Raw genomic sequence first — 23,528 nt, forward strand, 5'->3', positions numbered from 1 at the left:
AAGACTAAGGGTATGAAAAGGCGAATCAAATAACAGCAACCACTGCCGAATAGCGTTCATTATCGAAGACAGGCTTGAACGGGTTGTTCAAACCAGCATTCCCTCGTCTTTAATGAATCCAGTTCGACACCAGTTGAGTGGTCATGCGGCTGGATTGAGACTGGAACAGGTAGCCGGAACACTCGGCACGCCGACTGGCCAGCTCCAACCGGCGCCAGTCACGGGCAGCAATGGTAGGCAGCCAGGCGACGACCGCACTGCAGGTGCGGCCAGACAGCGCCTGCTCCACCGCCCACTGGCCTTCAACGTCGTCCTGACAACGAACGATCAGAATGCGATCCATGGCAACCCCGGCGTTTTGCAGAATCTGCTTCCAGCCGAACGCTGGTGGATTCACCAGCACCAGCCAGCGCTGTTTCTGACTCAACTCGGCCAGTTTCGGCGCCAATTCGGTCAGCGCCGCCGCGCCACTGTCCAGACGGGTCAGCTTGGGGTGGGTAGACCAGTTGCCCTGCCACAGGCCGGGATGACGAAACTGCGTTCCTTGCCGAGTCTTCATTATTGCAATCCTCCGTTTCGAATCACACCCACAGCCAGACCCTCAATACTCAGGGGCTCATGCTCCAGATCCACCACGATGGGCTGGTATTCACTGTTTTCGGCGTGCAGGTACACAAGGTTGTCCTTGCGCTGAAACCGTTTCACGGTGACGTCTTCGCCCACCCGGGCCACCACGATCTGGCCATTGTGGGCTTCCTGCTGGCTGTGAACCGCCAGCAGATCCCCGTCCATGATGCCGATATCGACCATGGAGTCGCCACGCACCCGCAGCAGGTAGTCGGCGTTGGGGCGGAACATACTGGGATCCAACTGACAATGCTGTTCAATATGTTGCTGAGCCAGAATCGGCTCCCCCGCCGCCACCTGACCAATCAGCGGCAATCCCAGCTGCTCGGGCTCCGGCCCGGTGTCCAACAGGCGGATGCCGCGCGACGTACCAGGGACAATTTCGATCACCTGCTTGCGCGCCAGCGCCTTCAGGTGCTCTTCGGCGGCATTAGCACTGCGAAACCCCAGACGTTTGGCGATCTCTGCACGAGTCGGCGGCATGCCGGTCTCCTGCATATGGTTGCGAATCAGTTCCAGCACCTGGGTCTGTCTCGGGGTCAACGGCTTCATATCTCTACCTGTTTATCTATACAGTACCACTGTGAGTATATACAGGTAGGCGATAAATTCAACAGTAATTTGTTGAATTTGCCTGCCCAAATCCCCCTGGGACAACACCCACTGACAATTGGCCGGTACAGCAGACTGCCGCCTGGGTCGCTTTCGGTGTAGAATCACAACCAGTTAACGAACAAAAAGCGAATAGAACGGTGACCCAAGAATTCTTATCGCCCTGGATGAAGGGCGCACGCTGGCTGCAAAAGCCGGTGGTGAACAGCCGGTTGGTGCCTGAAGATCCCATTGCCGAGCTGGACATCGATACCGACCGGCCCCTGGTGTACGTCATGAGCCACGAGTCGCATTCGGATCTGCTGGCCCTGCATGAGGCCTGCCTCAACGCCAACCTGCCGAGCCCGCTGCAGCCCCTGGAGATCAAAGGCCAGCCCGTCAGCCGGGTAGTGTGGCTAAATGGCGCCACCCCGTTGTTTGGTAAGGCCAAGAAGGCCGATTTCCTGGCCCGGTTCGAGAAACTGTTGTCGCTGCATCAGCAACACGACGACCTGGACGTTCAGGTGGTGCCGGTGTCCCTGATGTGGGGCCGCGACCCCGGTAAAGAGGAGAGCGTCAGCGCCACCTTGCTCAATAAGGAGCAACCCACCTGGCTGCGCAAGTTCTTTATCCTGATGATGCTGGGGCGGGATACCTTTATTCGCTTCTCCCGCCCGGTGTCTCTGCGTTACATGGCTGACAAGCACGGCACCGACGACAGCATTGCCCAGAAATTGGCTCGGGTCGCCCGAGTCCATTTCGGTCGTCAGCGCACCGTGGCCACCGGACCACGACTGCCGGATCGCGACGCGCTGTTCCGCAGCCTGCTGGCCTCCAAAGGGCTGGATGAAGCAATTCGGGATGAGGCCAAAAGCAAGAACATCAGCGAAGAGAAAGCCCGCGAGCGCGCGCTGGAATACCTGGAGGAGATCGCCGCCGATTACTCCAGCAACCTGATTCGTATCGGCGAGCGACTGCTGTCCTGGATCTGGAACAAGATCTACAAAGGCATCAATGTCCGCGGCGCCGAACAGGTGCGCCAGCTGTCCCAGGATGGCCATGAGATTGTGTTTGTGCCCTGCCACCGCAGCCACATGGACTACCTGTTGCTGTCCTACATCATCTATCAGCAGGGGATGGTGCCGCCGCACATCGCCGCCGGGGTCAACCTGAACTTCTGGCCCGCCGGGCCGATTTTCCGCCAGGGCGGCGCCTTCTTCATCCGTCGCTCCTTCAAAGGCAACAAACTGTACGCCGAGGTGTTCCGGGAATACCTGCACCAGCTGTTTGCCCGCGGCTACTCCATCGAGTACTTCTGTGAAGGCGGCCGCTCCCGCACCGGCCGGCTGCTGCCGCCCAAGACCGGCATGATCGCCATGACCATTCAAACCGTGTTGCGCGGCATTGAGCGTCCGGTAACCCTGGTGCCCATCTATCTGGGTTACGACCATGTGATGGAGGTGTCTACCTATCACAAGGAGCTGAAAGGGAAGAAAAAAGAGAAAGAGGGCATGCTGCAGGTCCTGTCCGCCATCAAGAAGCTGCGCAACTACGGCGAAGGTTACGTCAACTTCGGCCAACCGATCACCGTTCACCAGTTCCTCAACGATAAAGTACCGAACTGGCGCCAGGACACCCAGGCGGATCCGGATCAACGCCAGCCCTGGCTGACCCCGGTGGTCAACGAACTGGCCGGCCAGCTGATGTGCAACATCAATGATGCCGCCGCCGTCAGCGCCGTGACCCTGACCGCCACCACCCTGTTGGCCACGCCGCAGCACGCCATGGCCCGCGCCACCCTGGAGAAGCAGCTGGACTTCTATCTCAAGCTGCTGCAGGCGGTGCCCTACACCCCCTACACCACCCTCACCGAAGGGGACGGCAAGTCGATTCTGAAAACCGTGCTGGATCTGGAGAAGTTCCAGCTCAGCCAGGATGGACTGGGTGAGATCGTCAGCATCGCCGACAACCAGGCGATCACCATGACCTATTACCGCAACAACATCCTGCACCTGATGATCCTGCCCAGCCTGATCGCCTCGCTGGCACTGAAATCCGATCATCTCAACCGCAGTCAGTTGATTGACCAAGCCAGCGAGCTCTACCCTCTGCTGCAGGCCGAGCTGTTTATGGGGCTGGAAGGCGAACTGGAGGAGTACCTGCACGCGGTGATCAATGAGCTGATCAATAACGGTCACCTGGAAGAGTACGACGATCGGCTGCGGGTGGTCGAAAGCCACCGCAACGCCCTGATGCAACTGGGTGCCATCAGCCAGGAAACCCTGCAACGCTACGCCATTTTGCTGTCCCGTCTGCAGGCTGAGCCCCAGATCGAACGGGGTGCGCTGGAGAAGGAAAGCACCAAGCTGGCAGAGCGTTTGTGCAAGCTGCATGGCACCAGTGCTCCGGAGTTTTTCGACAAGAAGGTGTTCAACACCCTGACCCTGAGGCTCAAGGAGATGGGCTGCATCGGCGACAAACCCGATACCGACAAGATCAAGGCACTGGCGCAGCTGGTACTGAAACAACTGCCGGTGAGCATGCGCGCCTCCATCAACCAGGTAAGCTGATACCGCCCGCACCGCCAACCAGGGCCCCCTAGGGGCCCTTTTTTTGAGACATTGAATGAACAAACATCGCTCTCCCTCCCTGCTCGGCGGGGCCATGATCATCGCTGCCACTACCGTCGGTGCCGGCATGTTTTCCCTGCCAGTCACCAGCGCCGGTATGTGGTTCAACTACAGCCTGTTGGTGCTGGCCATTGCCTGGCTGTGCATGCTGCTGTCCGGCCTGTTTGTACTGGAAACCAATCTGCACTACCCCGTTGGCGCCAGTTTTGACTCCATGGTCGGTGACACCCTGGGTCGCCCATGGCGAGTCGCCAACGGCATCTCCATCGCCTTCGTACTCTACATTCTGACCTACGCCTACATCAGCGGCGGCAGCTCCATCGTCAGCCACCTGATGGAAGCCACCACCGGTGCCGAAGTGGACAGCAGGCTGGCCTCGCTGAGCTTTGCCGGCATCCTGGCAGTAATCGTCTGGCTTGGCGCCGGCGCCGTGGATCGCATCAGTACCCTGATGATCGGCGCCATGGTGCTCACCTTTGCCGCCGCCGGCGGCGACCTGCTAGGCGGAGTGTCCGCCAGCCACCTGTGGCCGGACAACAGTGGCGATACCGATTACGCCATCTTCGGCCTGGCGGCCCTGCCCTTCATGCTGGCCTCATTCGGCTATCACGGCAACGTCCCCAGCCTGGTGAAGTACTACGGCAAGCAGCCGGCCACCATCGCCAAGGCACTGCTGCTGGGCACCGGTCTGGCGTTTGTCATCTACGTACTGTGGCTGACGCTGACCTTTGGCAACCTCAGCCAACAGCAACTGCTACCGGTAATTCAGGCTGGCGGCAACATGGGGGATCTGGTGGCGGCGCTCGAGCACAACAGTCAGGGCAGCATCGGATCGGTGCTGTCGATCTTTGCCAATCTGGCGGTTGCCAGCTCCTTCCTCGGGGTCACCCTGGGGCTGTTCGACTTCATCGCCGATCTGTTCGGCTTTGATAACTCCCTCAGCGGACGCAGCAAAACCGCCGCCATCACCTTCCTGCCACCGCTGCTGCTGGCGCTGGCCTGGCCCCATGGCTTTATCTACGCCATCGGTTTTGCCGGCCTGGCGGCCACCTTGTGGGCGGCCATCGTACCAGCGCTGATGGCCCGCACCATTCGCCACCGACACCCCAGCGCCGCCTATCGGGCACCCGGCGGCCAGGCGGGCATTGCCATCGTCATCGCCTTCGGTCTGCTGGTAGCAGTGTGCGAAATCGCCAGCAAACTGCAACTGCTGCCGGTATTTGGCCAATGAGCGGCAACGCAGTACTGGCACTGCGACAACGGCTGCTGGCCGCGTCGCAGCGCCCCTACCGGGCCCGCGGTGCGACCTGTAAGCGCTGCCAGGGCTGCCTGACGGTAGTCAGCCACTGCTCCTGCGGCTATCAGCAGCCGCAGCAGACCCAGGTAGATTTTTGCCTGATCATGCACCGCAAGGAGCCGCTCAAACCCACCAATACCGGTCGGTTAATCGCCGACATCCTGCCGGACACCAGCGCCTTTGTCTGGGATCGCACCGAACCGGATGAGGCCATGCTGGCACTCCTTCAAGATCCACGCCGGCAACCCTACCTGGTGTTTCCCGGCGAGTACGTCGAGCGAGGCGAGGTACTCAGCGCCCCGCGCCCCTGTCCCAAGGGAAAGCGGCCCCTGTTTGTGTTACTGGACGCCACCTGGGCCCAGGCCAGGAAAATCTACTTCAAGAGCCCCTACCTGCAAACCCTGCCGGTACTGAGCATCGATCCGGATCGGCTCAGCAACTATCGCCTGCGGGAAGCGGCCCATCAGCACCAACTGGCGACTGCCGAGGTAGCCGCCATGGTGCTGGAGCTGGCCGGGGAGCCCGACGCTGCCGATGTGCTGGATGCCTACTTTCAGGTGTTCTCACAACGCTACTACGCCGGCAAACACCAACTCGACGCCCCGGTGGACGGCGACGCGTTCCAGCGACTGAGTCGCCGTCAGCCTTAAGAAAAGGGGCCTCCATACGCAACCCTTATGTTCAGTGGCATACCTTCAACGCTGCCGTCAGCCACGGCCGCTTCTCGGCGGCCGGATTCAGGCAGTTCGGTTTCGGTCATGGTGCAGTCTCCGTGTTGATTGGGTACCGGTATGGAGCCCGAATCCGAACCGAAAAATGGCTGTAGATGAATGCACTGTTCAGTAAATCCAACCGCTGCGACGCGCAGGTAAAAAAACTCCCGTCCCGATCCTTGACCCTCCCGCGGCGGGAGGCTTTATGCTGACCACCATGAAAACGAATGCTCCCCATCTCCTGTGTCGACTCGGGTGGGTACTGGCTCTGCTCCTGACAGTCAGCCTGCCCCTGTCAACCTTCCCGGTTACCGCCCATGGAATGCCTGCCATGGCCGCAGAAGCCGTGATGATGGACTGCGCCAGCCCCCATCAAAGCGAGTGCACCGAACGCTGCCCGTGCTGCGTCGGTGTCTGTCCGATGGGGTCTCTGATGGCCGTAGTGTCTGTCGGTCATCAACCAGTCCAGGTTATGGGGAGCATTCACCCTCTTTCTTTCGCCCCCGGTAACGTTTCGACACCACTCAATCAACTGCTGCGACCTCCCGCCCGGGTTTCCTGATTTTCTCCTTTTACTCAATCAATCCAAACTCAGGAAACCCATTATGAAAACTCTATTTTCTGCGATGATCATTGCCACCAGTGCCTTCTCCGCCTCCGCCGCCACCCTGTCTCTGCCTTCGTCGGTATGGGCCACCAGCCTCAATGGTGAACCGGTATCGCCGTTTGCCAGTGAGCTGCCTATAGGCAACGGCACTCAGGTGGTGGAGCTCAGGTACAGTGAACTGCTGCAACTGAATCCGGAAGATCACGAGATGGTCACCTCGGCTCCGCTGTACCTCAGCTTCAATGAAGATGGCAGCGAGCAATATCAACTGCTGCTGCCCGATCTTGAAGATGAACAGGCCGTGCGTCAGTTTGCCGCCAAGCCCCGGTTCACCCTGAGATCGGAGCACGGCACCCTGACCAGCTCTCAGCTGGGTCTCAGCGACATGCTGGTGGCCTTCGCCCGAATGCAGGCTCAACACCACTGAGCCCGCAGGCTGACTCCGCACCTCCCGGCGCTATAGCGCCGGTTTTTTTTATCTCGGTTCTTTCACCAGACAACTCACTCACCCGACGGATACGGTTCCCTGACCGCCACTCTGCATCGAGCCCCCCTCCCGAAAGAGCACAAAAAAAACGCCAGCGAAAAGCGCTGGCGTCTGTGGTTGCACCATCGCCCTACTCGTGCGAACACCCACTGCCGTTGAGGGAGTCCAGAATGGCACATTCCGGGCGGTCACTGCCGTCACAGGCACTCACCAGGGTCGATAACTGCCGCTCCAACTGCTGCAGTTGGTGTACCTTTTCCTGCACCACCAGCAACTGCTCGGTGGCCACAGATTTGACCGCTGCCGCAGTACGATCCTGGCGGGCATTCAGGGACAACAGCTGAGCGCACTGCTCGAGGCTGAACCCCAACGCCTTGCAGCGGGCCACGAAGTGCAACTGCGCCAACTGAGACTGCTGGTATTCACGGTAACCGTTGTCGCCCCGGCGGGCCTCAACCAGCTTGATGTCATGATAGTAACGGATGGTTTTCACGCTGAGCCCGGTTTCCCGGGCCACCTGGCCAATCTTCATCGTCCTACTCCCTGTCCAGTTGGCGCCGGTAGATCAGCAGATAGATGGCGGGAATCACAAACAGTGACAGCAAGGGTGCCGTGACCATTCCGCCCACCATGGGAGCGGCAATCTTCTGCATCACATCATTGCCTGAACCGGCCCCCCACATGATCGGTAACAGACCAAAGAAGATGGTGGCCACGGTCATCGCCTTGGGGCGGATGCGCATCACCGCACCTTCCAACAGCGCCGCTTTCAGATCCGACTCATGCCGATACTGCTCCGCACGCTGCCGGGCCTTAATGGCGTTGTTGAGATACACCAGCATGACCACGCCAAACTCCGCCGCCACACCGGCCAGAGCGATCATCCCCACGGCGACCGCCACCGACAGGTTGTACTCCAACAGGTACAGCAACCAGGCCGAGCCCACCAGGGCAAACGGCAGGCTAAGCATGATAATGCTGGCCTGAAGCATGGAACCAAAGGTCATCATCAGCAACAGGAAGATCACCGCCAGTGTCATCGGCACCACCTGCACCATCTTGGCTTCCACCCGCTGCATGTACTCATACTGGCCGGCAAAGCTGAGGCTGTAGCGGGGAGGCAACTGCAAACCGCTGTCCAGCTGGGTTCGGGCCTTGGCGATGTACTCACCGATGGAGATGTCCTTGATGTCTACAAACACCCAGGAGATCAGGCGGCCATTTTCGCTCTTGAGCATCGGAGCGCCGTCGCTGATGCTGATGCTGGCCACGGTCGACAACGGAATGTAATGACCGCTGGCGGTCACCACCGGCAACTCTCTGAGTTTATTGATGTCATCACGAAGCTCTCGGGGATACCTCAGGTTAATGGGGTAACGCTCGGCTCCCTGCACCGATTCGCCAATCTGCATGCCACCAATGGCCATTCGGACCACGTTCTGCACATCCTCCAAAGTGATGCCATAGCGGGCGGCCACCGCCAGTTTGGGCTCGATGTCGATGTAACGACCGCCACCGACACGCTCGGCAAACGCCGATACCGTGCCCGGCAGCTGGCTCAGCATCGCTTCCACTTCGCCACCAATTCGCTGCAGTTCATCCACATCGGCACCAGAGATTTTAATGCCGATGGGGGTTTTGATGCCGGTAGAGAGCATGTCGATACGGGTCTTGATAGGCTGCACCCAGGCGTTGGTGACGCCAGGCACTTTCACCGTACGCTGCAACTCATCAATGATCCCTTCCAACGTCATGCCGTCGCGCCAACTCTCTCTGGGATTCAGCATGATGGTGGTTTCCAGCATGGTCAGCGGCGCCGGATCGGTGGCGGTCTCGGCCCGGCCAACCTTACCGAACACCCGTTTCACTTCCGGAACGGTTTTGATCAACCGGTCGGTCTGCTGCAACAGCTCCGCCGCTTTACCGGCACTGACGCCGGGCAGAGTGGTGGGCATGTACAACAGGTCACCCTCCTCCAGTTCCGGCATAAACTCCGAGCCCAGTTGACTCAATGGGTGCCAGGCACTGAACAGTGCCACCAGCGCCAACACCAGGGTCATGCGCGGAAAGCGCAGCACCAGCTTCAACGCCGGCTGATACAGGGCGATCAGCACTCGGCTGATGGGGTTTTTATTTTCGTCGGGGATGCGGCCACGAATGAAGTAGCCCATCAGCACCGGAATCAGGGTAATGGCCAACAGTGCTGAAGCGGCCATGGCAAAGGTCTTGGTGTAGGCCAGCGGATGGAACAACCGCCCCTCCTGCGCCTCCAGCACAAACACCGGCATGAAGCTCAAGGTAATGATCAGCAGGCTGAAGAACAGGGCCGGCCCCACCTCCACCGATGCTTCCTTCATCAACTGCCAGCGAGCCTCCCCCTGAGGCTCATAGCCATGCTCAGCCCGATAGTGCTCCAGATGCTTGTGGGCATTCTCCACCATCACAATAGCCGCATCCACCACGGCCCCGATGGCAATGGCAATGCCCCCCAGGCTCATGATGTTGGCGTTGACCCCCATGAAACCCATAATGATAAAACTAATCAGAATCGACAATGGCAGGGTAATCACCGCCACCAGGGTCGAACGGGCGTGCAGCAAAAACAGCAAACACACCAATCCCACCACCAGCATCTCTTCGATCACCTTGTGGGTCAGATTATCCACCGACCCCAGAATCAACTGGGAGCGGTCGTAGGTGGTCACCACCTCCACCCCTTCCGGCAGGCCAGGCTTCAACTGCTCAAGCTTCTGCTTAACCGCTTCAATGGTGGCCAGGGCGTTTTCACCATAGCGCATCACGATGATGCCCCCCACCACTTCACCTTCGCCGTCGAGCTCGGCAATGCCGCGCCGGGACGCCGGCCCCACCCGAAGTACCGCCACGTCTTTGAGCAGTACCGGGTTACCGGATTCCGACACAATGCCCACCGGAATGTCGGCAAAGTCCTGCAGACTCTGACGGTAGCCTTTAGCACGAATCATGTACTCGGCTTCGGCCATCTCGATCACCGACCCGCCCACTTCGGCATTGGCCTTATCGATGGCCATCTTGACCCGGCCGATGTCCAGCTTGTACAGCGCCAGCTTATGGGGGTCCACCACCACCTGATAACTCTGTTCCATGCCGCCGATGGTAGCCACCTCGGACACCCCGGCCACACTCTGCAGCTCCAGCTTCAGGTACCAGTCCTGCAGGCTGCGAAGCTGGGCCAAATCGTGTTTGCCACTGCGATCCACCAAGGCATACTCAAACACCCAGCCAACACCGGAGGCATCGGGACCCAGTTCCGGCTTGGCACTGACAGGCAGTTGGCCCTGCACCTGTGACAAGTACTCCAGCACCCGTGACCGGGCCCAGTAGATGTCGGTGCCATCCTCGAAAATGACGTACACGTAGGAGTCGCCGAAGAAGGAGTAGCCACGGACGGTTTTGGCCCCGGGCACCGCCAACATGGCGGACGACAAGGGGTAGGTAACCTGATCTTCCACCAACTGCGGTGCCTGACCCGGGTAGGAGGTTTTTACGATGACCTGAACATCTGACAGATCCGGCAGCGCATCCAGCGGCGTGGTGCGCAGCGCCTGCCAGCCCACCAGGGCGATCACCGCCATAATCACCAGCACCATGACCCGCTGACGAATGGAGGCTTCAATGATTTTTGCTAACATGCTGCCCCCTAGTGATTATGACCGCCGGATGCGCCATTACTCATGCGCATCAGGCTGCCTTTGAGGCTGGCCTCGGAATCCAGCAAAAACTGGCCGGACACCACCACCCGATCGCCAGGGTTCACACCGGACAACACCTCGGCCATCCCTTTGGCGATCATCCCCAGCTGCACCTCTTTAACCACAAATTCGGTGTCACTCCGCTGCACCACGACCCGGTTATTACGACCGGTCTGAATCAGGGCTTCGGTGGGTACCAGGGTGAGATTCCGCTTGGCGGTTCCGTACAGCTCCACGTCCACCAGGGATCCGGGTTTCAGCTTGCCATCCGGATTCGCCAACGCCACCCGCACCTGCATGGCCCGGGTCACCGGATCCAGCTCCGGATAGATGTAATCGATGTTGCCGTCCAGCTCGAACAGCCCCAGCGCCGAGGCCGTGACCGCCGCCGACTGCCCCTGACGGAACCAGCCCTGCTGGTTTTCAAATACCTCGGCAATCACCCAGACCCGGTTCAGATCCACCAGCTTGAGCACCTCGGTCGAGGGTTGAATGTACATGCCGTCACGGACGTTGAGCTCACTGATGACGCCATCGTGCTGTGCATAAAAAGGCACCCGGTACAGGGTTTGTCCACTGCGCTCCAGTGCCCGAATCAGCGACGCATCCATGCCCAACAACTCCAGACGCAGGCGGGCCTTTCGAATCAGTTCGCCCCCCCGGCGCTTATCCCGCTTCAGGGCATCCCGCGCTAACAGGAAATCGTCCTGGGCACTGACCAGATCGGGGCTGTACAGCTCAAACAGCAGTTCACCCTGTTTCACCTCGTCTCCTGCGGAGGCCACCCCCAGCTTCTCAATCCAGCCTGACACCCGGGCGTGCACATGGCTGATGGCATCCTGATCGTACTCGACAGTACCAATGGTATTGATGTAGCGCCATAAGGTGCCTTTTTCTATGGCCTGTACCCGCATTCCCAACGCCTGCTGCATGCCTCCGGGAACCCCCACAACCACCTCTTCGGTGCTGCCACCCAGGTCGACTTTCTCCAGGTTCATGCCACAGATAGGGCAGGTTCCTGGTTCATCAGACACGATGTGCGGGTGCATGGGGCAGACGTACTTCACCAGCCCTTCTTGATCGGAATCGACGGGAGTCAACGCTGGCGCGGAGACTGCTGGCGAGGCCATTGGTTGCGGATCATTGTCCATGGCGGCGTGATCGTGGCCCTGATGGCCAACCATCTCTTCCTCCTCTTCGGCCACCAGGAACATGTTGCAGATGGGGCAGCGATCCCCTTTGTTGCCAGTTTCCTCCGGGTGCATCGGGCACGCATACCCTTGCTCAACCTCGGTTAGGAACATGTTGCACTTGGAACAGCGATCCCCTTTGTTGCCGGTTTCCTCCGGGTGCATCGGGCACGCATACCCTTGCTCAACCTCGGTCAGGAACATGTTGCACTTGGAACAGCGGTCCCCTTTGTTGCCGGTTTCCTCCGGGTGCATCGGGCAGGCATAGCCATGCTCAACCTCGGTCAGGAACATGTTGCACTTGGAACAGCGGTCCCCTTTGTTGCCGGTTTCCTCTGGGTGCATCGGGCAGGCATAGACGCTGGCTTCGGCGGCCAGCGCCCCATGATCATGGGACTCGGCGTGCACCACTGCGGTCAAGGCGGGCATCATCAGAAACAGGGCCAACACCGGGTAAACCCAGTGGCGGTAATGGGTGCGAATCATAGTGGATTCTCCTTCGGCTGCCGGATTGCGGTCGTCAGCCGTACTTCATAGTCGCAACATCGAGTGCGATCGATCCTGCTTAAATGGGGTGCCAGTCACGGCACCCGCTACGTCAAAGTCGTCTTTTGCTATGAAGATCTAAACGATGGGAGGTCGTTCATCGGACTCCAGATAGATGGAGTCAAAGGAGACAAAGTAGAAATGGGGTTCCAAAGGCTGAGGGCCGACGCTGGTCCACAGCACGGCAATCAACGAGGAGGAGCCGGGCGAACAGTCCTGGCATTGGCTGCAGCCACCCTGGCAATTCATGATACTGCCAACGTCTGCGTCATGATCGCAGCAGCAGTCGCCATCGTCGGAGGCCTGCCCCTGAGTCATCTCGGCACTGCCATGGCAATCCATGGCCGCCATCATGACGGAATTATTACCATCAACCGCTGGCATCATCGACATGCGCGCCACTGCCCCCTGGCTTAATAACGCCAAGGACAACATCACCATGCTCAGGATTTTCAGCAATGATTGCACATCGAATTCCAGTTAACAGGCCACAGCCAGGATCACCATTATGAACGAATTCCCATCCAATAGTTCAACTTTTTTGGCGCCGGCGTTAGCCACGGCGCCAAATCTGCCTCACCATTAATGGTGCGAATGGCCTTGGGCTGCGGCAGCCATAGGCTCCAGATCCATGCCACATTTCGGACAACTGTCACCCTCAAAGCCACGAATGGCCGGGTTCATCGGGCAGGCATGGGTGTAGGCCTTGCGATCGGCTTCGGCCACCGGCTCCAGATCCATACCGCACGCCGGGCAGCTGTCACCGGCCATGCCGACGATTTTAGGGTTCATCGGGCAGGCGTGGGTGTAGTGGCCGCTCTGGCTGGTCATCGCCTTATGCTTGGGGCAGTTGGCCTTGTCGCAGCCTTTGTGATGCTGCTGCATCCCCTTATGCTTGGGGCAATTGGCCTTGTCACAACCCTTATGATGCTTCTGCATCGCCTGGTGCTTGGGGCAGTTGGCCTTGTCACAGCCTGAGTGATGGCCCGACTGAGCCGACATCGCCTGCAGCTTCATGCCACACTTGGGGCACTCGTCGCCCTTCACACCCTGTACCTTAGAGTGCATCGGACAGGCGTACACCGCCTCCGCGGCATTACTCATGGCCATGGTACCGTGGCCATGGCCATCGGAATGGGCCAGCGTCAGTGGCGACAGCAGAAGCGTGGCCATCATGGCCAGGGCAGTAAACAGGTTTTTCATTTTAACTCTCCAAAAATAGTCAGCAAATCGTGGAATGGCCAAAGGCCTGAATATCAACCGCGGCTAACCAATGGGAGGGCGCAATGCCTGCTCCTGAACCACAGAGGCAAAGTGCGCCGGGAAATGAACCGGAGTGCCACCAACGGCGATCAGCAACGCGCTCATCATCGAGCCCATGATGCCGGAGGGGGCCACCAGAATCTGACACTGGCCACACTCTCCCTGACAGGGGTGAGTGTGATCGTGACAAGAAGGCTGCGCCTGAGGACAGCAAGGGGACTGCGACGGCGCATGCTCACCGATTGCCGCCCCATGGTGCATGACGACCTCGGCCTTGGGGGCCAGATGGATCTGTGCTACCGATCCCTGAATCATCAGGGCCAGAGACAGAAACGCCATCAACACCACAGCCAAGCGGGACATCACATACCCATTACATTAGAAATTGGTCATATTGTTGCGCAACAGCGGCAAAGAGAATGAGTCGTGCTTCACAATTCAACCGATTGTAAATGATTAAAAGTCAGGAATTTTTAAGTAACGTTGGGTAAGAGGACGGCAAAAACACCTCGCTGATGCGCAGACAGCGGTGCTGCAGCTCAAACTCCCGTTGTCGTCCCCACAGCCCCTCTTGCGCCTGGTAGCCCAAGCGGCGGGCCTGCCAGACCGCGGTGCTGTTGTCGCCGTAATGACACACCTTGAGTGGCCCCCGAACCAGGTTTGAAGCCGCAAACAATCTCTCTCCGAGGGGCTGGCGCCCCAGGGTGGCAAAATCGATCTCAGAAGCATCCAGGGTGCTCATCGGTACTTCGGTATTGGCATACACCCAGGCAACCCCATCCAGCTTCAGCAACACTTCCCGTTGCCAGATAGGCTGCCCCAACTCCCACCCCGGACCGGGCTGGGCCGCCGGCAACACCCCTTCCTGCAGCAACTCAACTTCGAAGCTGCGGCACAGGGCTTTGAGTTTCAGGGTCAACGATCCCTTGTCCTGCAACCAGGGCAGCAACTTTTTCGGCGGCAGCTCAAGATTGACGGCTGGCGAAACGTCCGCATGGCTCAGTGGGTTAAGGGTGGTTGCCGTCATTACAACTCCTGTTTGTCGTTCCGCATTGGCCGGGCGGGCGCTGCCTGGTTCCGGCAGCGTCTGCGCACACTTCGGCAGGCCGCGAATTCGATTGGCATCACTCATAGTATCAAAACTAGTTGTGGAGCCAAGCCTCACTCTGTATTAGAGTTGACTCGCTGACTACCTATACGTGCGATTGGAGACACGATCCGAATGCGATTCGCCAACATTTTGTTTATCTTGGCCTTGGTGCTGTGTCCTTCCGTACACGCCGAACAAGCGCCTGCCGAAGAGGCCGAGGCCACCGACAGCTATGGCTACTACGGACTGGAGCCCGAGATCGTCACCAACTACGTCACCGAGTCCTCACGCCTGGGCTACATTCGGGTCAGCATCGAGCTCATGCTGGAGGATGCCAGCAACGTGGCCATCGTCGAACACCATGCGCCGCTGGTCCGCAGCACCATCATCGAAATTCTCGGGGAACAGACCGAAGAACGGATTAAATCCCTCACCGGTCGGGAGCAGATCCGCCGACTCTGCTTTGAAACGGTCAACAACATGCTGGAAAAAGAGGTCGGTGAACCTCTGCTGGTCAACCTGCTGTTCACCAAATTCCTGTATCAGTAACGCCGCCTGGCATCTAAAGCACCCTGAAGAAGGCCAACCAACAGGCCGCCCAGGTGGGCCCAGTTGGCCATATTGAACAGCCCCATGAACCCCAACAACAACCACATCACCAGAAAGCCCATGTAGGACGAGGGCAGACCAATGCCCGCTTCCGGCCGCAGCCGACCGCTGATCCAACTGTAGCCCACCAGGGCGTACACCACCCCGGACAAACCGCCAAAATTCGGACCACTGAGCGCAAACTGCACCAGGTTCGGCAGCGTCCCTCCCACCAACAGCAACACCATCAGCTTTCCGGTGCCCAGACGCAGCTCCAACTTGCCCCCCAGATACCACCACCACAGCAGGTTGAACACGATATGCATGGGATCAAAGTGGATCAATGTCGGGGTAAACAGCCGCCAGAACTCCTCCACAGAAAAAGCCTGCCAACTGCCAAAGAAGTGCAGCGCATCAAACAAGGGACGCTGCCAACCCAGGAACCAGGGGATGTAGATGGCGGTACACAACAGCATCACTATCAGGGTCAGCGGACCAGCCTGAGACAGTATGCCGGCCACGGACTGGGACAACGGCTTTCCATAATTGAGACCATTGCTGGTGCTGCCGGTGTGCCAACTGGCTTCGTGGTAGCGTTGATGGTTCGGATCCTGCAAAAATCGCTGCAGCTCCTGATCGGCGGCCTCGTGGTCGGCCTCGGTGACCCAGATCTCGACTCCCTGCTCCACCGGCCGCAGCTGGGCCTGAATGCCTCGACTGGCCAGATAATCAACGAACGCCTGTGCCGCTCTTGGTTGATTCAACACTCCAAGGGAGATCATCCTGCCTCCACCTCGGCACCGGATTTCGACCAGGCTTCCATACCGCCAATGAGGCTGTATACCTGCTCAAACCCTTGTTCCGCAAGATACTCGGCCGCACTTTGACTGGAGATGCCGTGATAGCAGATCACCACCAGTGGGTCGTCGTACTCCCCCTCCATCATAAACTGAGCCAGGTTGCCCTGGTGCAGCCTCTGTGAACCGGGAATGCGACCGCGGGAAAATGCCTCCGGGTCACGAATGTCCACCAGTTGCACCTCTCCCTGCTGTTGTAATGACCGCAACTGCGCCAGGTCAATATTGTCGTATTTGGCCACACTGTCCTCCTGTGGGCACCGCTCGTTGGCCCATCTTAACGAAAACACCACCGAATAAAAAAGGCCGGCGCATGGCCGGCCTTCTGAGAGGGGGTCGCTCGGGACGACGTTACTCCCAGTTCAGGATCACCTTACCCGACTGGCCACCGCGCATCACATCAAAGCCCTGCTGGAATTCATCGATGTGGTAGTGGTGGGTAATGATCGGGGTAATGTCCAGCCCGGACTGGATCAGACTGGCCATTTTGTACCAGGTCTCAAACATCTCTCGACCGTAAATCCCTTTAATCACCAGCCCCTTAAAGATCACCTTGCCCCAGTCGATGCCCATGCTGCCCGGAGGAATGCCCAGCATGGCGATCTTGCCACCGTGGTTCATGGTTTCGAGCATCGAATTAAACGCGCTCGGCACACCGGACATCTCCAGTCCCACATCGAAGCCTTCGGTCATGCCCAACTCTGACATGACATCCTCCAGCTTCTCCTTGGCGACGTTAACGGCCCGGGTCGCCCCCATCTTGGCCGCCAGTTCCAATCGGTAGTCGTTGACGTCGGTAATCACCACGTGACGAGCCCCCACGTGCTTGGCAACAGCCGCCGCCATGATGCCGATGGGGCCGGCACCGGTGATCAGCACATCCTCACCCACCAGATCGAACGACAGGGCAGTATGCACCGCATTGCCGAAGGGGTCGAAAATGGACGCCAGATCGTCGCTGATGTCATCGGGAATCTTGAACGCATTGAAGGCCGGAATCACCAGGTACTCGGCAAACGCCCCTTCCCGGTTCACGCCCACGCCAACGGTATTACGGCACAGATGGGTACGACCGCCGCGACAGTTGCGGCAGTGGCCACAGGTGATGTGGCCCTCACCGGAAACCCGGTCGCCAAGCGCAAACCCCCGCACCTCCTGGCCCATGTCCACCACTTCACCCACGTACTCATGACCCACCACCATGGGCACCGGAATGGTCTTTTGCGACCACTCGTCCCAGTTGTAGATGTGCACATCGGTGCCGCAGATGGCGGTCTTCTTAATCTTGATCAGCAGGTCATTGTGGCCCAGCTTAGGCTTGGGCGCATCCACCATCCAGATGCCCATCTCCGGCTTAAGTTTCGACAACGCTTTCATGGTGGTCATGCAATGATCTCCAGCTCTTTGCCGATGCGGATGAAGGCATCAATGGCTTGATCCAGCTGGGCCCGGGTGTGGGCCGCCGACATCTGGGTACGGATTCGCGCCGCCCCTTTCGGTACCACCGGGAAGGAAAAGCCGATGACGTAAATCCCCTCGGCCAACAGCCGGTCGGAAAACTCTGCCGCCAGGGCCGCGTCACCGATCATCACCGGAATGATGGCGTGGTCGGCGCCGGCCAAAGTAAAGCCGGCTTCGCTCATGCGGGCCCGAAAATGCGCCGCATTGTCCCAAAGCTTAGCACGCAGCTCATGGCCCTCGGCAATCATGTCCAGCACCTGAATGGAGGCCGACACAATGGCCGGAGCCAGAGAGTTGGAGAACAGGTAGGGACGACTGCGCTGACGCAGCCAGTCGATCACCTCTTTCTTGGCGGCGGTAAAGCCTCCGGAGGCGCCACCCAGGGCCTTGCCCAGGGTACCGGTAATGATATCGACCCGATCCATCACCTGGCAGTGTTCATGGGTGCCACGACCATTGTCACCGACGAAGCCCACGGCGTGGGAGTCGTCTACCATCACCAGGGCGCCGTACTTGTCCGCCAGGTCGCAGATTCCCTCCAGATTGGCAATGACGCCATCCATAGAAAACACCCCGTCGGTGGCGATCAGTTTGTGGCGGCAGCCAGCCTCGGCCGCCTGCTGCAGACACTGCTCCAACTCGGCCAGGTTGTTGTTGGCGTAACGGAACCGCTTGGCTTTGCACAAACGGACACCATCGATGATGGAGGCGTGGTTGAGGGCATCACTGATGATGGCGTCTTCGGGACCCAGCAGGGTTTCAAACAGGCCGGCATTGGCGTCAAAGCAGGAGGAGTACAGGATGGTGTCTTCCATTCCCAGGAACTCAGACAACTTGGCTTCCAGCTGCTTGTGAATGTCCTGGGTGCCGCAGATAAACCGCACCGAGGCCATACCAAAACCGTGATCGCTGAGTCCTTGCTGCGCCGCCGCCACCAGAGTCGGATGATTGGCCAGCCCCAGGTAGTTGTTGGCGCAGAAGTTGATGACCGTTTCGCCGCTGCTCACTTCGATGGCGGTTTGTTGAGGTGAAGTAATCACCCGCTCGTGCTTGTAAAGCCCATCGGCTTTTACGCCTTCCAGCTGTTGCTGAATCTGAGCGTAAAATGCAGAAGATGACATGCTGCCTCCCGTTGGCATCCTGAATTATTGGATCAATGGTCGACGCCGCAGCGCTCCTCTCCGTGGTCACGCCGGTGTCAGGCGGCACAGGATTCTGTGCCGCGGCGGTCTGGGGACGGAGGAGGTGGCGTCGTTGATGAGCGTCGGCCATCTTTTTTTTATTGCCGACATTCTAACGAGGGAGCGCTATCAGCGCAGCAGCAAATTGCGGTTTAATGCAACAAAAGTGGGATTTACTGATCCGATGGCTTCAGCGTATCCAACAGGGACTCATCGGCCAGGGACGCCTCGGAGCGGGTTTCCACCTGCTTCAGAAGTTGCCGGTACTGGGCTTCGATGCGATCAAACTCGGGGCGGGCCTTGTCGGAAATGTAACCGCGGAAGGTGGTCAGCACCCGCAATACGCCTTGATAGATCTCATCCTTGGAGACGGTGCCATCCACCTTCTGGGCGCTCTGGAACCCGATCCAACAGGTGATGATCATCTTCAGTGTCTGGGCCAGATCGGCAATGTAGATGTCCGCCAGCACAACGGTGCCATTATCTCGAAGAATCCGCAGTGCACTGGAGGACTGCACGTCCATCTTTTTCTGCACTTCGATGTAACGTTTACGCAGCTCCTGATCCCGGTTGAGGATGTCCGCCAGGTTGGCGTAAAAAAACCGGTAGCGCCACATCACCTTGAACATCCCGTCCAGATAACGAACCATAAAGCCGAGGTCACTTTCACTCTCGACGTCATAGGGACGAAAAGCCTCCAGGATGTAGCTTTCATATTCGCTGTAGATGCTGCGAATGATGTCTTCCTTGTTGCGGAAGTGGTAATACAGGTTACCCGGGCTGATCCCAAGGTGGGCCGCAATGTGGTTGGTCGTGATCGCCCGTTCGCCATGCTGATTAAACAGCTCACAACTGGCTAGAATAATTTTATCTTTAGTTTTCATGGGCTCGCCTTCTCTTTGTCACCCGCTAGCTTACCTTGGCATGGCTAGATTTGAAACAGTATGCGCCCTGCTCTATGATGCGGGCGTCTCCCTGATAGTTATCCAACCATGAACCGAATCAGTTACAGCTTACTGCTTATTCTTGCTACCCCTCTGGCGCTGCTCTATTTCGGCTGGCGTGCACTCAAGAGTCCGGACTACCGAGGCCGGCTGGGTGAACGGTTCGCACTGGGTCTCCCCAGGGTCAGCGGCCCGCTGGTGATCCACTGCGCCTCCATGGGAGAAACCCTGGCGGCACTGCCGCTCATAAGAAAGTTGCAGCAACAGTACCCAACCACCCCGGTGCTGGTGACCACCACCACCCCGACGGGCTCTCAGCAGGTCAAGAAGCATCTGGGCGACAGCGTATTCCACTGCTATCTGCCCATGGATCATTCGCTGATAATGCGCCGTTTTCTGAACAAATTAAAGCCAAAAGCGATCATTCTTATGGAAACCGAACTGTGGCCCAACCTGATCCACCACAGTTTCTGCCGTGACATTCCGGTCATTCTGGCCAACGCTCGCCTGTCTGAGCGATCCGCGCGGGGCTACGGCCGTTTTCCCAAGCTGGTGGGGCCGATGCTGGGCCGGCTCTCGGCGGTGGCCGCCCAGAACAGCAACGACGGGGCCCGATTGGTGAAGCTGGGGGTCGTCGCCGCCCGGCTGACCGATTGCGGCAGCCTTAAGTTTGATATTCCCATCGACAAGCCGGCCCGTCAGCAGGCGGCCGAACTGGGACAACAACTGTTTGGCTCACGCCCCCGCTGGATTGCCGCATCCACCCACCCGGGTGAGTTCGAGCAGGTACTGGCCAGCCATCGGCAACTGCTGCGCACCCACCCCGAACTGCTGCTGGTACTGGTGCCCCGCCACCCGGAACAGTTTGATCATGCCGCAGACCTGTGTCAGCAGGCCGGCCTGACCCTGCAACGCCGCAGCCAGACCACACAGGTCGATGCCGACACCCAGGTGCTGGTGGGTGACACCATGGGGGAGTTGATGGGGTTGTACGGCGGCTGCGACATCGCCCTGGTGGGCGGCAGCCTGATCGAACGGGGGGGACACAATCCGCTGGAGCCGGCGGCGTTCGGCAAACCGGTATTAATGGGGCCGCACTACTTCAATTTTCAGGAGATCGGCGACCAATTGCAGCAACACGGCGCGTTGATGTCGGTACCGGATCAGGATCACCTGACCCAGGCCCTGCGCAGCCTGCTCAATGATCGTCGCCAGCGACAGAGCATGGGCGAGGCGGCGCTGGTGTTTGTGTCCCAGAACCGCGGCGCCACCGAGCGTCAGCTGCAGGTGATCCGCGATGCCATTACTGCCGGTACCCTTTAAGCAGCAGCGACCAGTCGCTCTCCTGCCACTTCAGTCCGGACACCCGCTGCGCCTCTTTGCGCAGTGACCGCAGCAACCGATCCAGGTTGGCTTGCTGCCATTTGCGATCGGGATTGCGCATCTCGCCACGGTCAAAGTCGATCAGGTAGATGTGTTCATTATCCAGCAGGATGTTGCGGGCATTGAGATCGGCGTGATACACCCCGGCCCGGTGGAAGCGGGCCAACACCTGGCCCAGCTGAATCCAGCGCGGCTCGCTCAGAGGTTCCCGTGACAACGCCCCCACCAGATCCCGACACCCCACCAGCCGCTCGGTGATCAGGTCTGCGCGGTAGCTGAATCCCTGGCGCTCGATGCGCGCGGCCACTGGCCGGCAGGCCGGCAGCTCCAGCGCCTGAATCTGCTCCAGCAACTTCAGCTCCCTGTAGGCGCGGGTCTTATTCAGGCCAGGCCACAAATAGGCATCTTCAATCAGCTTACCCGGCAACCCGCCCCGGTAGTAATGACGCAGCACATAGTGATTGCCGTCGATCTTCAGAAACAGCGCCGGATTGCGACCACTGGCGTCTGAATGACCATCAATATGGTTGCCGCGCCGCAGCCATTCCCGGTCAAACCAGCACTCCTTGGCCGGACTGTCAGGAGCCAGCAGCAGGGTATTCTCTCGGTGTTCAGTCAATTGCATGACAACTCTCAGTGGCGCCATTGGAAATCACAAAAGTGACGCCATTGTGGAGCCACAACCCGGGCAACGCAACCGACAAACCAAAACGGCACTTGGTCAGCGCCAAGAATTTCTTTAAACTTGCGATTTTACGGCAACCACCAGCCCAATTATGCCCATTCCAAGCAAAGTGAACTCCATCTGCATCATGCGCCTGTCGGCCATTGGCGATGTCTGTCATGCCGTTGCCATGGTGCAGGCCCTGCAGAAGCATCACCCCGACGCCGCCATTACCTGGGTGGTAGGCAAAATCGAGGCTAGCCTGCTGGCCGGCCTCGAAGGCGTCGAACTGGTCGTCTTCGACAAGCGCCAGGGCTGGGAAGGGTACAAGGCACTGTGGCGCACCCTCAAAGGGCGCCGTTTCGACGTGCTGCTGCACATGCAGGTCGCCCTGCGGGCGTCGGTAGCCACCCTCGGCATTCGGGCCAAGGTCAAGATTGGTTTCGATAAGGCCCGGGCCAAAGAGGGGCAGTGGCTGTTTACCAACCATCGCATCGCCCCGCAAGCCAGCCCCCATGTATTGGACGGCTTTATGAACTTTGCCCGTCAGCTGGGCGTGACCGACACCACGCCCCACTGGCGTATGCCCGTGGATGAGGAGCACCACCAGTTCGCCGCCCGGCAGATACCCGACGGACAGCGCACCCTGGTGATCTGCGCCGCCGCCAGCAAGGCTGAACGCAACTGGCTGCCGGAGCGCTATGCCGCCGTGGCGGATCATGCGACCAGCCTCGGCATGACGGTGATGCTCTGTGGCGGTCCGGCACCACTGGAACTTTCTCTGGCCGATGCCATCCAACAGCACGCCAAGGCAGACCTGGTCAACCTGGTGGGCCAGACCAGCCTGAAACAGCTGCTGGCACTGCTGCGACGCGCCACCCTGGTGCTGGCGCCCGATACCGGCCCGGCCCACATGGCCGTCACTCAGGGCACCCCGGTGGTGGGGCTGTACGCCCACTCCAATCCGGCCCGCACCGGCCCCTACCTGTATCGGCAGTGGGTCGCCAGTTGCTATCAGCAACACGTGGAGCAACAGCAACAGGCGCCATTGGCGCAGATCCCCTTTGGCACCCGGGCCAAAGGCGCCGATCTGATGGCTGACATCGGTGTCGATGCCGTCATTGAACAGGTTAACGGTGCCCTCGAGGCATACACTTAACCCAGCCACCACCCCATTTATTTGCCTTGAGACAGACTCTGGGCACCCGTTAAAGGAACAGCGTCATGCGCATTCTGATCACCGGCGCCGCCGGTTTCATCGGTTACTACGTCAGCCAGCGCCTGCTGGCCGAAGGCCATCAGATCGTCGGTCTGGACAACCTCAATGATTACTATGACGTCGAGCTGAAACGGGCCCGGCTCGATCAGCTGCTGCCCCAGCAGGGGTTTCAGTTTGTCGAACAGGACCTGGCGGATCGGGACGGCATGGCCAGGGTGTTTGCCAATGACAAGTTCGATCGGGTGATCCACCTCGCCGCCCAGGCCGGCGTGCGCTACTCCATCGACAACCCCATGGCCTATCTGGACTCCAACCTGGCCGGCATGCTGACCATCCTCGAAGGCTGTCGTCAGCAGCAGGTACCGCACCTGGTGTACGCCTCCTCTTCGTCGGTGTACGGCATGAACAAGAAGGTGCCCTTCAGTGAAACCGATGCGGTCGATCACCCCATCAGCCTGT

Annotated in this window: 23 protein-coding genes; 8 read left to right on the forward strand and 15 right to left on the reverse strand. The window is 59.2% G+C overall.

Features of this window, described 5'->3' with window-relative positions; all coding sequences use genetic code 11:
• Positions 1-109: 109 nt before the first annotated feature.
• On the reverse strand, positions 110-559 hold the full coding sequence (locus tag BLT77_RS17475) for a SulA-like leucine-rich domain-containing protein (protein WP_090367807.1): 450 nt from the start codon (positions 557-559) through the stop codon (positions 110-112).
• The gene (gene lexA, locus BLT77_RS17480; RefSeq protein WP_028112645.1) at positions 559-1,179 is read right to left on the reverse strand and encodes a transcriptional repressor LexA; all 621 of its coding nucleotides are present in this window, start codon (positions 1,177-1,179) and stop codon (positions 559-561) included. Before lexA ends, BLT77_RS17475 begins: the two co-directional genes overlap by 1 nt.
• 227 nt (positions 1,180-1,406) lie before the next feature.
• Here lexA and plsB point away from each other — a divergent pair, with 227 nt between their 5' ends.
• The 4 genes from plsB to BLT77_RS17500 all read left to right on the forward strand — a co-directional run bounded on the left by plsB (position 1,407) and on the right by BLT77_RS17500 (position 6,892).
• Positions 1,407-3,788, forward strand: coding sequence for a glycerol-3-phosphate 1-O-acyltransferase PlsB (plsB, locus tag BLT77_RS17485; RefSeq protein WP_090367809.1), 2,382 nt, complete (start codon positions 1,407-1,409; stop codon positions 3,786-3,788).
• 55 nt (positions 3,789-3,843) lie between these two features.
• A complete protein-coding gene (locus tag BLT77_RS17490) occupies positions 3,844-5,079 on the forward strand; it encodes an aromatic amino acid transport family protein (protein ID WP_090367810.1) in 1,236 nt (411 codons plus the stop codon).
• Complete coding sequence (locus tag BLT77_RS17495) at positions 5,076-5,795, forward strand: tRNA-uridine aminocarboxypropyltransferase (protein WP_090367812.1); 720 nt, start codon at positions 5,076-5,078, stop codon at positions 5,793-5,795. Before BLT77_RS17490 ends, BLT77_RS17495 begins: the two co-directional genes overlap by 4 nt.
• Before the next feature lie 668 nt (positions 5,796-6,463).
• Positions 6,464-6,892, forward strand: coding sequence for a DUF2057 family protein (locus BLT77_RS17500; protein WP_090367814.1), 429 nt, complete (start codon positions 6,464-6,466; stop codon positions 6,890-6,892).
• Between the two features lie 190 nt (positions 6,893-7,082).
• Here the strand turns inward: BLT77_RS17500 and BLT77_RS17505 are convergent, their stop codons facing one another.
• From BLT77_RS17505 to BLT77_RS17535, 7 genes are all read right to left on the reverse strand, one after another.
• On the reverse strand, positions 7,083-7,484 hold the full coding sequence (locus tag BLT77_RS17505) for a MerR family DNA-binding protein (protein ID WP_090367816.1): 402 nt from the start codon (positions 7,482-7,484) through the stop codon (positions 7,083-7,085).
• A gap of 4 nt (positions 7,485-7,488) precedes the next feature.
• A complete protein-coding gene (locus BLT77_RS17510; protein ID WP_090367818.1) occupies positions 7,489-10,623 on the reverse strand; it encodes an efflux RND transporter permease subunit in 3,135 nt (1,044 codons plus the stop codon).
• A gap of 8 nt (positions 10,624-10,631) precedes the next feature.
• Positions 10,632-12,359 carry an efflux RND transporter periplasmic adaptor subunit gene (locus BLT77_RS17515; protein WP_090367820.1) on the reverse strand — a complete coding sequence of 576 codons (1,728 nt, stop codon included), beginning with the start codon at positions 12,357-12,359 and terminating at the stop codon, positions 10,632-10,634.
• Positions 12,360-12,497: 138 nt separating this feature from the next.
• The gene (locus tag BLT77_RS17520; RefSeq protein WP_090367822.1) at positions 12,498-12,887 is read right to left on the reverse strand and encodes a hypothetical protein; all 390 of its coding nucleotides are present in this window, start codon (positions 12,885-12,887) and stop codon (positions 12,498-12,500) included.
• A 114-nt stretch (positions 12,888-13,001) separates the two neighbouring features.
• Positions 13,002-13,622, reverse strand: coding sequence for a heavy metal-binding domain-containing protein (locus tag BLT77_RS17525; protein WP_090367824.1), 621 nt, complete (start codon positions 13,620-13,622; stop codon positions 13,002-13,004).
• 63 nt (positions 13,623-13,685) lie between these two features.
• The gene (locus BLT77_RS17530) at positions 13,686-14,045 is read right to left on the reverse strand and encodes a hypothetical protein (RefSeq protein WP_090367826.1); all 360 of its coding nucleotides are present in this window, start codon (positions 14,043-14,045) and stop codon (positions 13,686-13,688) included.
• A gap of 100 nt (positions 14,046-14,145) precedes the next feature.
• Positions 14,146-14,709 (reverse strand): chorismate--pyruvate lyase family protein, encoded by a 564-nt coding sequence (locus BLT77_RS17535; RefSeq protein ID WP_176819370.1) that lies wholly within the window; start codon positions 14,707-14,709, stop codon positions 14,146-14,148.
• 195 nt (positions 14,710-14,904) lie between these two features.
• Here BLT77_RS17535 and BLT77_RS17540 point away from each other — a divergent pair, with 195 nt between their 5' ends.
• The gene (locus tag BLT77_RS17540) at positions 14,905-15,321 is read left to right on the forward strand and encodes a flagellar basal body-associated protein FliL (RefSeq protein WP_090367830.1); all 417 of its coding nucleotides are present in this window, start codon (positions 14,905-14,907) and stop codon (positions 15,319-15,321) included.
• Here the strand turns inward: BLT77_RS17540 and glpG are convergent.
• The 5 genes from glpG to BLT77_RS17565 form a co-directional block, all read right to left on the reverse strand.
• Positions 15,315-16,142, reverse strand: a complete 828-nt coding sequence (gene glpG, locus BLT77_RS17545; RefSeq protein WP_090367832.1) for a rhomboid family intramembrane serine protease GlpG — start codon at positions 16,140-16,142, stop codon at positions 15,315-15,317. The two genes, BLT77_RS17540 and glpG, sit on opposite strands and share 7 nt — an antisense overlap.
• A complete protein-coding gene (gene glpE / locus BLT77_RS17550) occupies positions 16,139-16,459 on the reverse strand; it encodes a thiosulfate sulfurtransferase GlpE (protein WP_090367834.1) in 321 nt (106 codons plus the stop codon). Before glpE ends, glpG begins: the two co-directional genes overlap by 4 nt.
• A gap of 109 nt (positions 16,460-16,568) precedes the next feature.
• Positions 16,569-17,594, reverse strand: coding sequence for an L-threonine 3-dehydrogenase (gene tdh / locus BLT77_RS17555; RefSeq protein WP_090367848.1), 1,026 nt, complete (start codon positions 17,592-17,594; stop codon positions 16,569-16,571).
• 5 nt (positions 17,595-17,599) lie between these two features.
• Positions 17,600-18,799: a glycine C-acetyltransferase gene (locus tag BLT77_RS17560; protein ID WP_090367836.1), complete on the reverse strand. Its 1,200-nt coding sequence runs from the start codon at positions 18,797-18,799 to the stop codon at positions 17,600-17,602.
• A 233-nt stretch (positions 18,800-19,032) separates the two neighbouring features.
• Positions 19,033-19,743 carry a TetR/AcrR family transcriptional regulator gene (locus tag BLT77_RS17565; protein WP_090367838.1) on the reverse strand — a complete coding sequence of 237 codons (711 nt, stop codon included), beginning with the start codon at positions 19,741-19,743 and terminating at the stop codon, positions 19,033-19,035.
• A 108-nt stretch (positions 19,744-19,851) separates the two neighbouring features.
• Here BLT77_RS17565 and waaA point away from each other — a divergent pair, with 108 nt between their 5' ends.
• Positions 19,852-21,126 carry a lipid IV(A) 3-deoxy-D-manno-octulosonic acid transferase gene (gene waaA / locus BLT77_RS17570; RefSeq protein ID WP_090367840.1) on the forward strand — a complete coding sequence of 425 codons (1,275 nt, stop codon included), beginning with the start codon at positions 19,852-19,854 and terminating at the stop codon, positions 21,124-21,126.
• On the opposite strand, the gene BLT77_RS17575 is transcribed toward waaA, so the two are convergent.
• Positions 21,107-21,811 carry a 3-deoxy-D-manno-octulosonic acid kinase gene (locus BLT77_RS17575; RefSeq protein WP_176819371.1) on the reverse strand — a complete coding sequence of 235 codons (705 nt, stop codon included), beginning with the start codon at positions 21,809-21,811 and terminating at the stop codon, positions 21,107-21,109. The two genes, waaA and BLT77_RS17575, sit on opposite strands and share 20 nt — an antisense overlap.
• A gap of 151 nt (positions 21,812-21,962) precedes the next feature.
• Here BLT77_RS17575 and BLT77_RS17580 point away from each other — a divergent pair, with 151 nt between their 5' ends.
• The gene (locus BLT77_RS17580) at positions 21,963-23,009 is read left to right on the forward strand and encodes a glycosyltransferase family 9 protein (protein ID WP_090367844.1); all 1,047 of its coding nucleotides are present in this window, start codon (positions 21,963-21,965) and stop codon (positions 23,007-23,009) included.
• 65 nt (positions 23,010-23,074) lie between these two features.
• On the forward strand, positions 23,075-23,528 hold a 454-nt coding region (locus tag BLT77_RS17585), incomplete at its 3' end, for a GDP-mannose 4,6-dehydratase (RefSeq protein ID WP_143026676.1).

This window comes from Ferrimonas sediminum, assembly GCF_900100175.1.
Taxonomy (GTDB): domain Bacteria; phylum Pseudomonadota; class Gammaproteobacteria; order Enterobacterales; family Shewanellaceae; genus Ferrimonas; species Ferrimonas sediminum.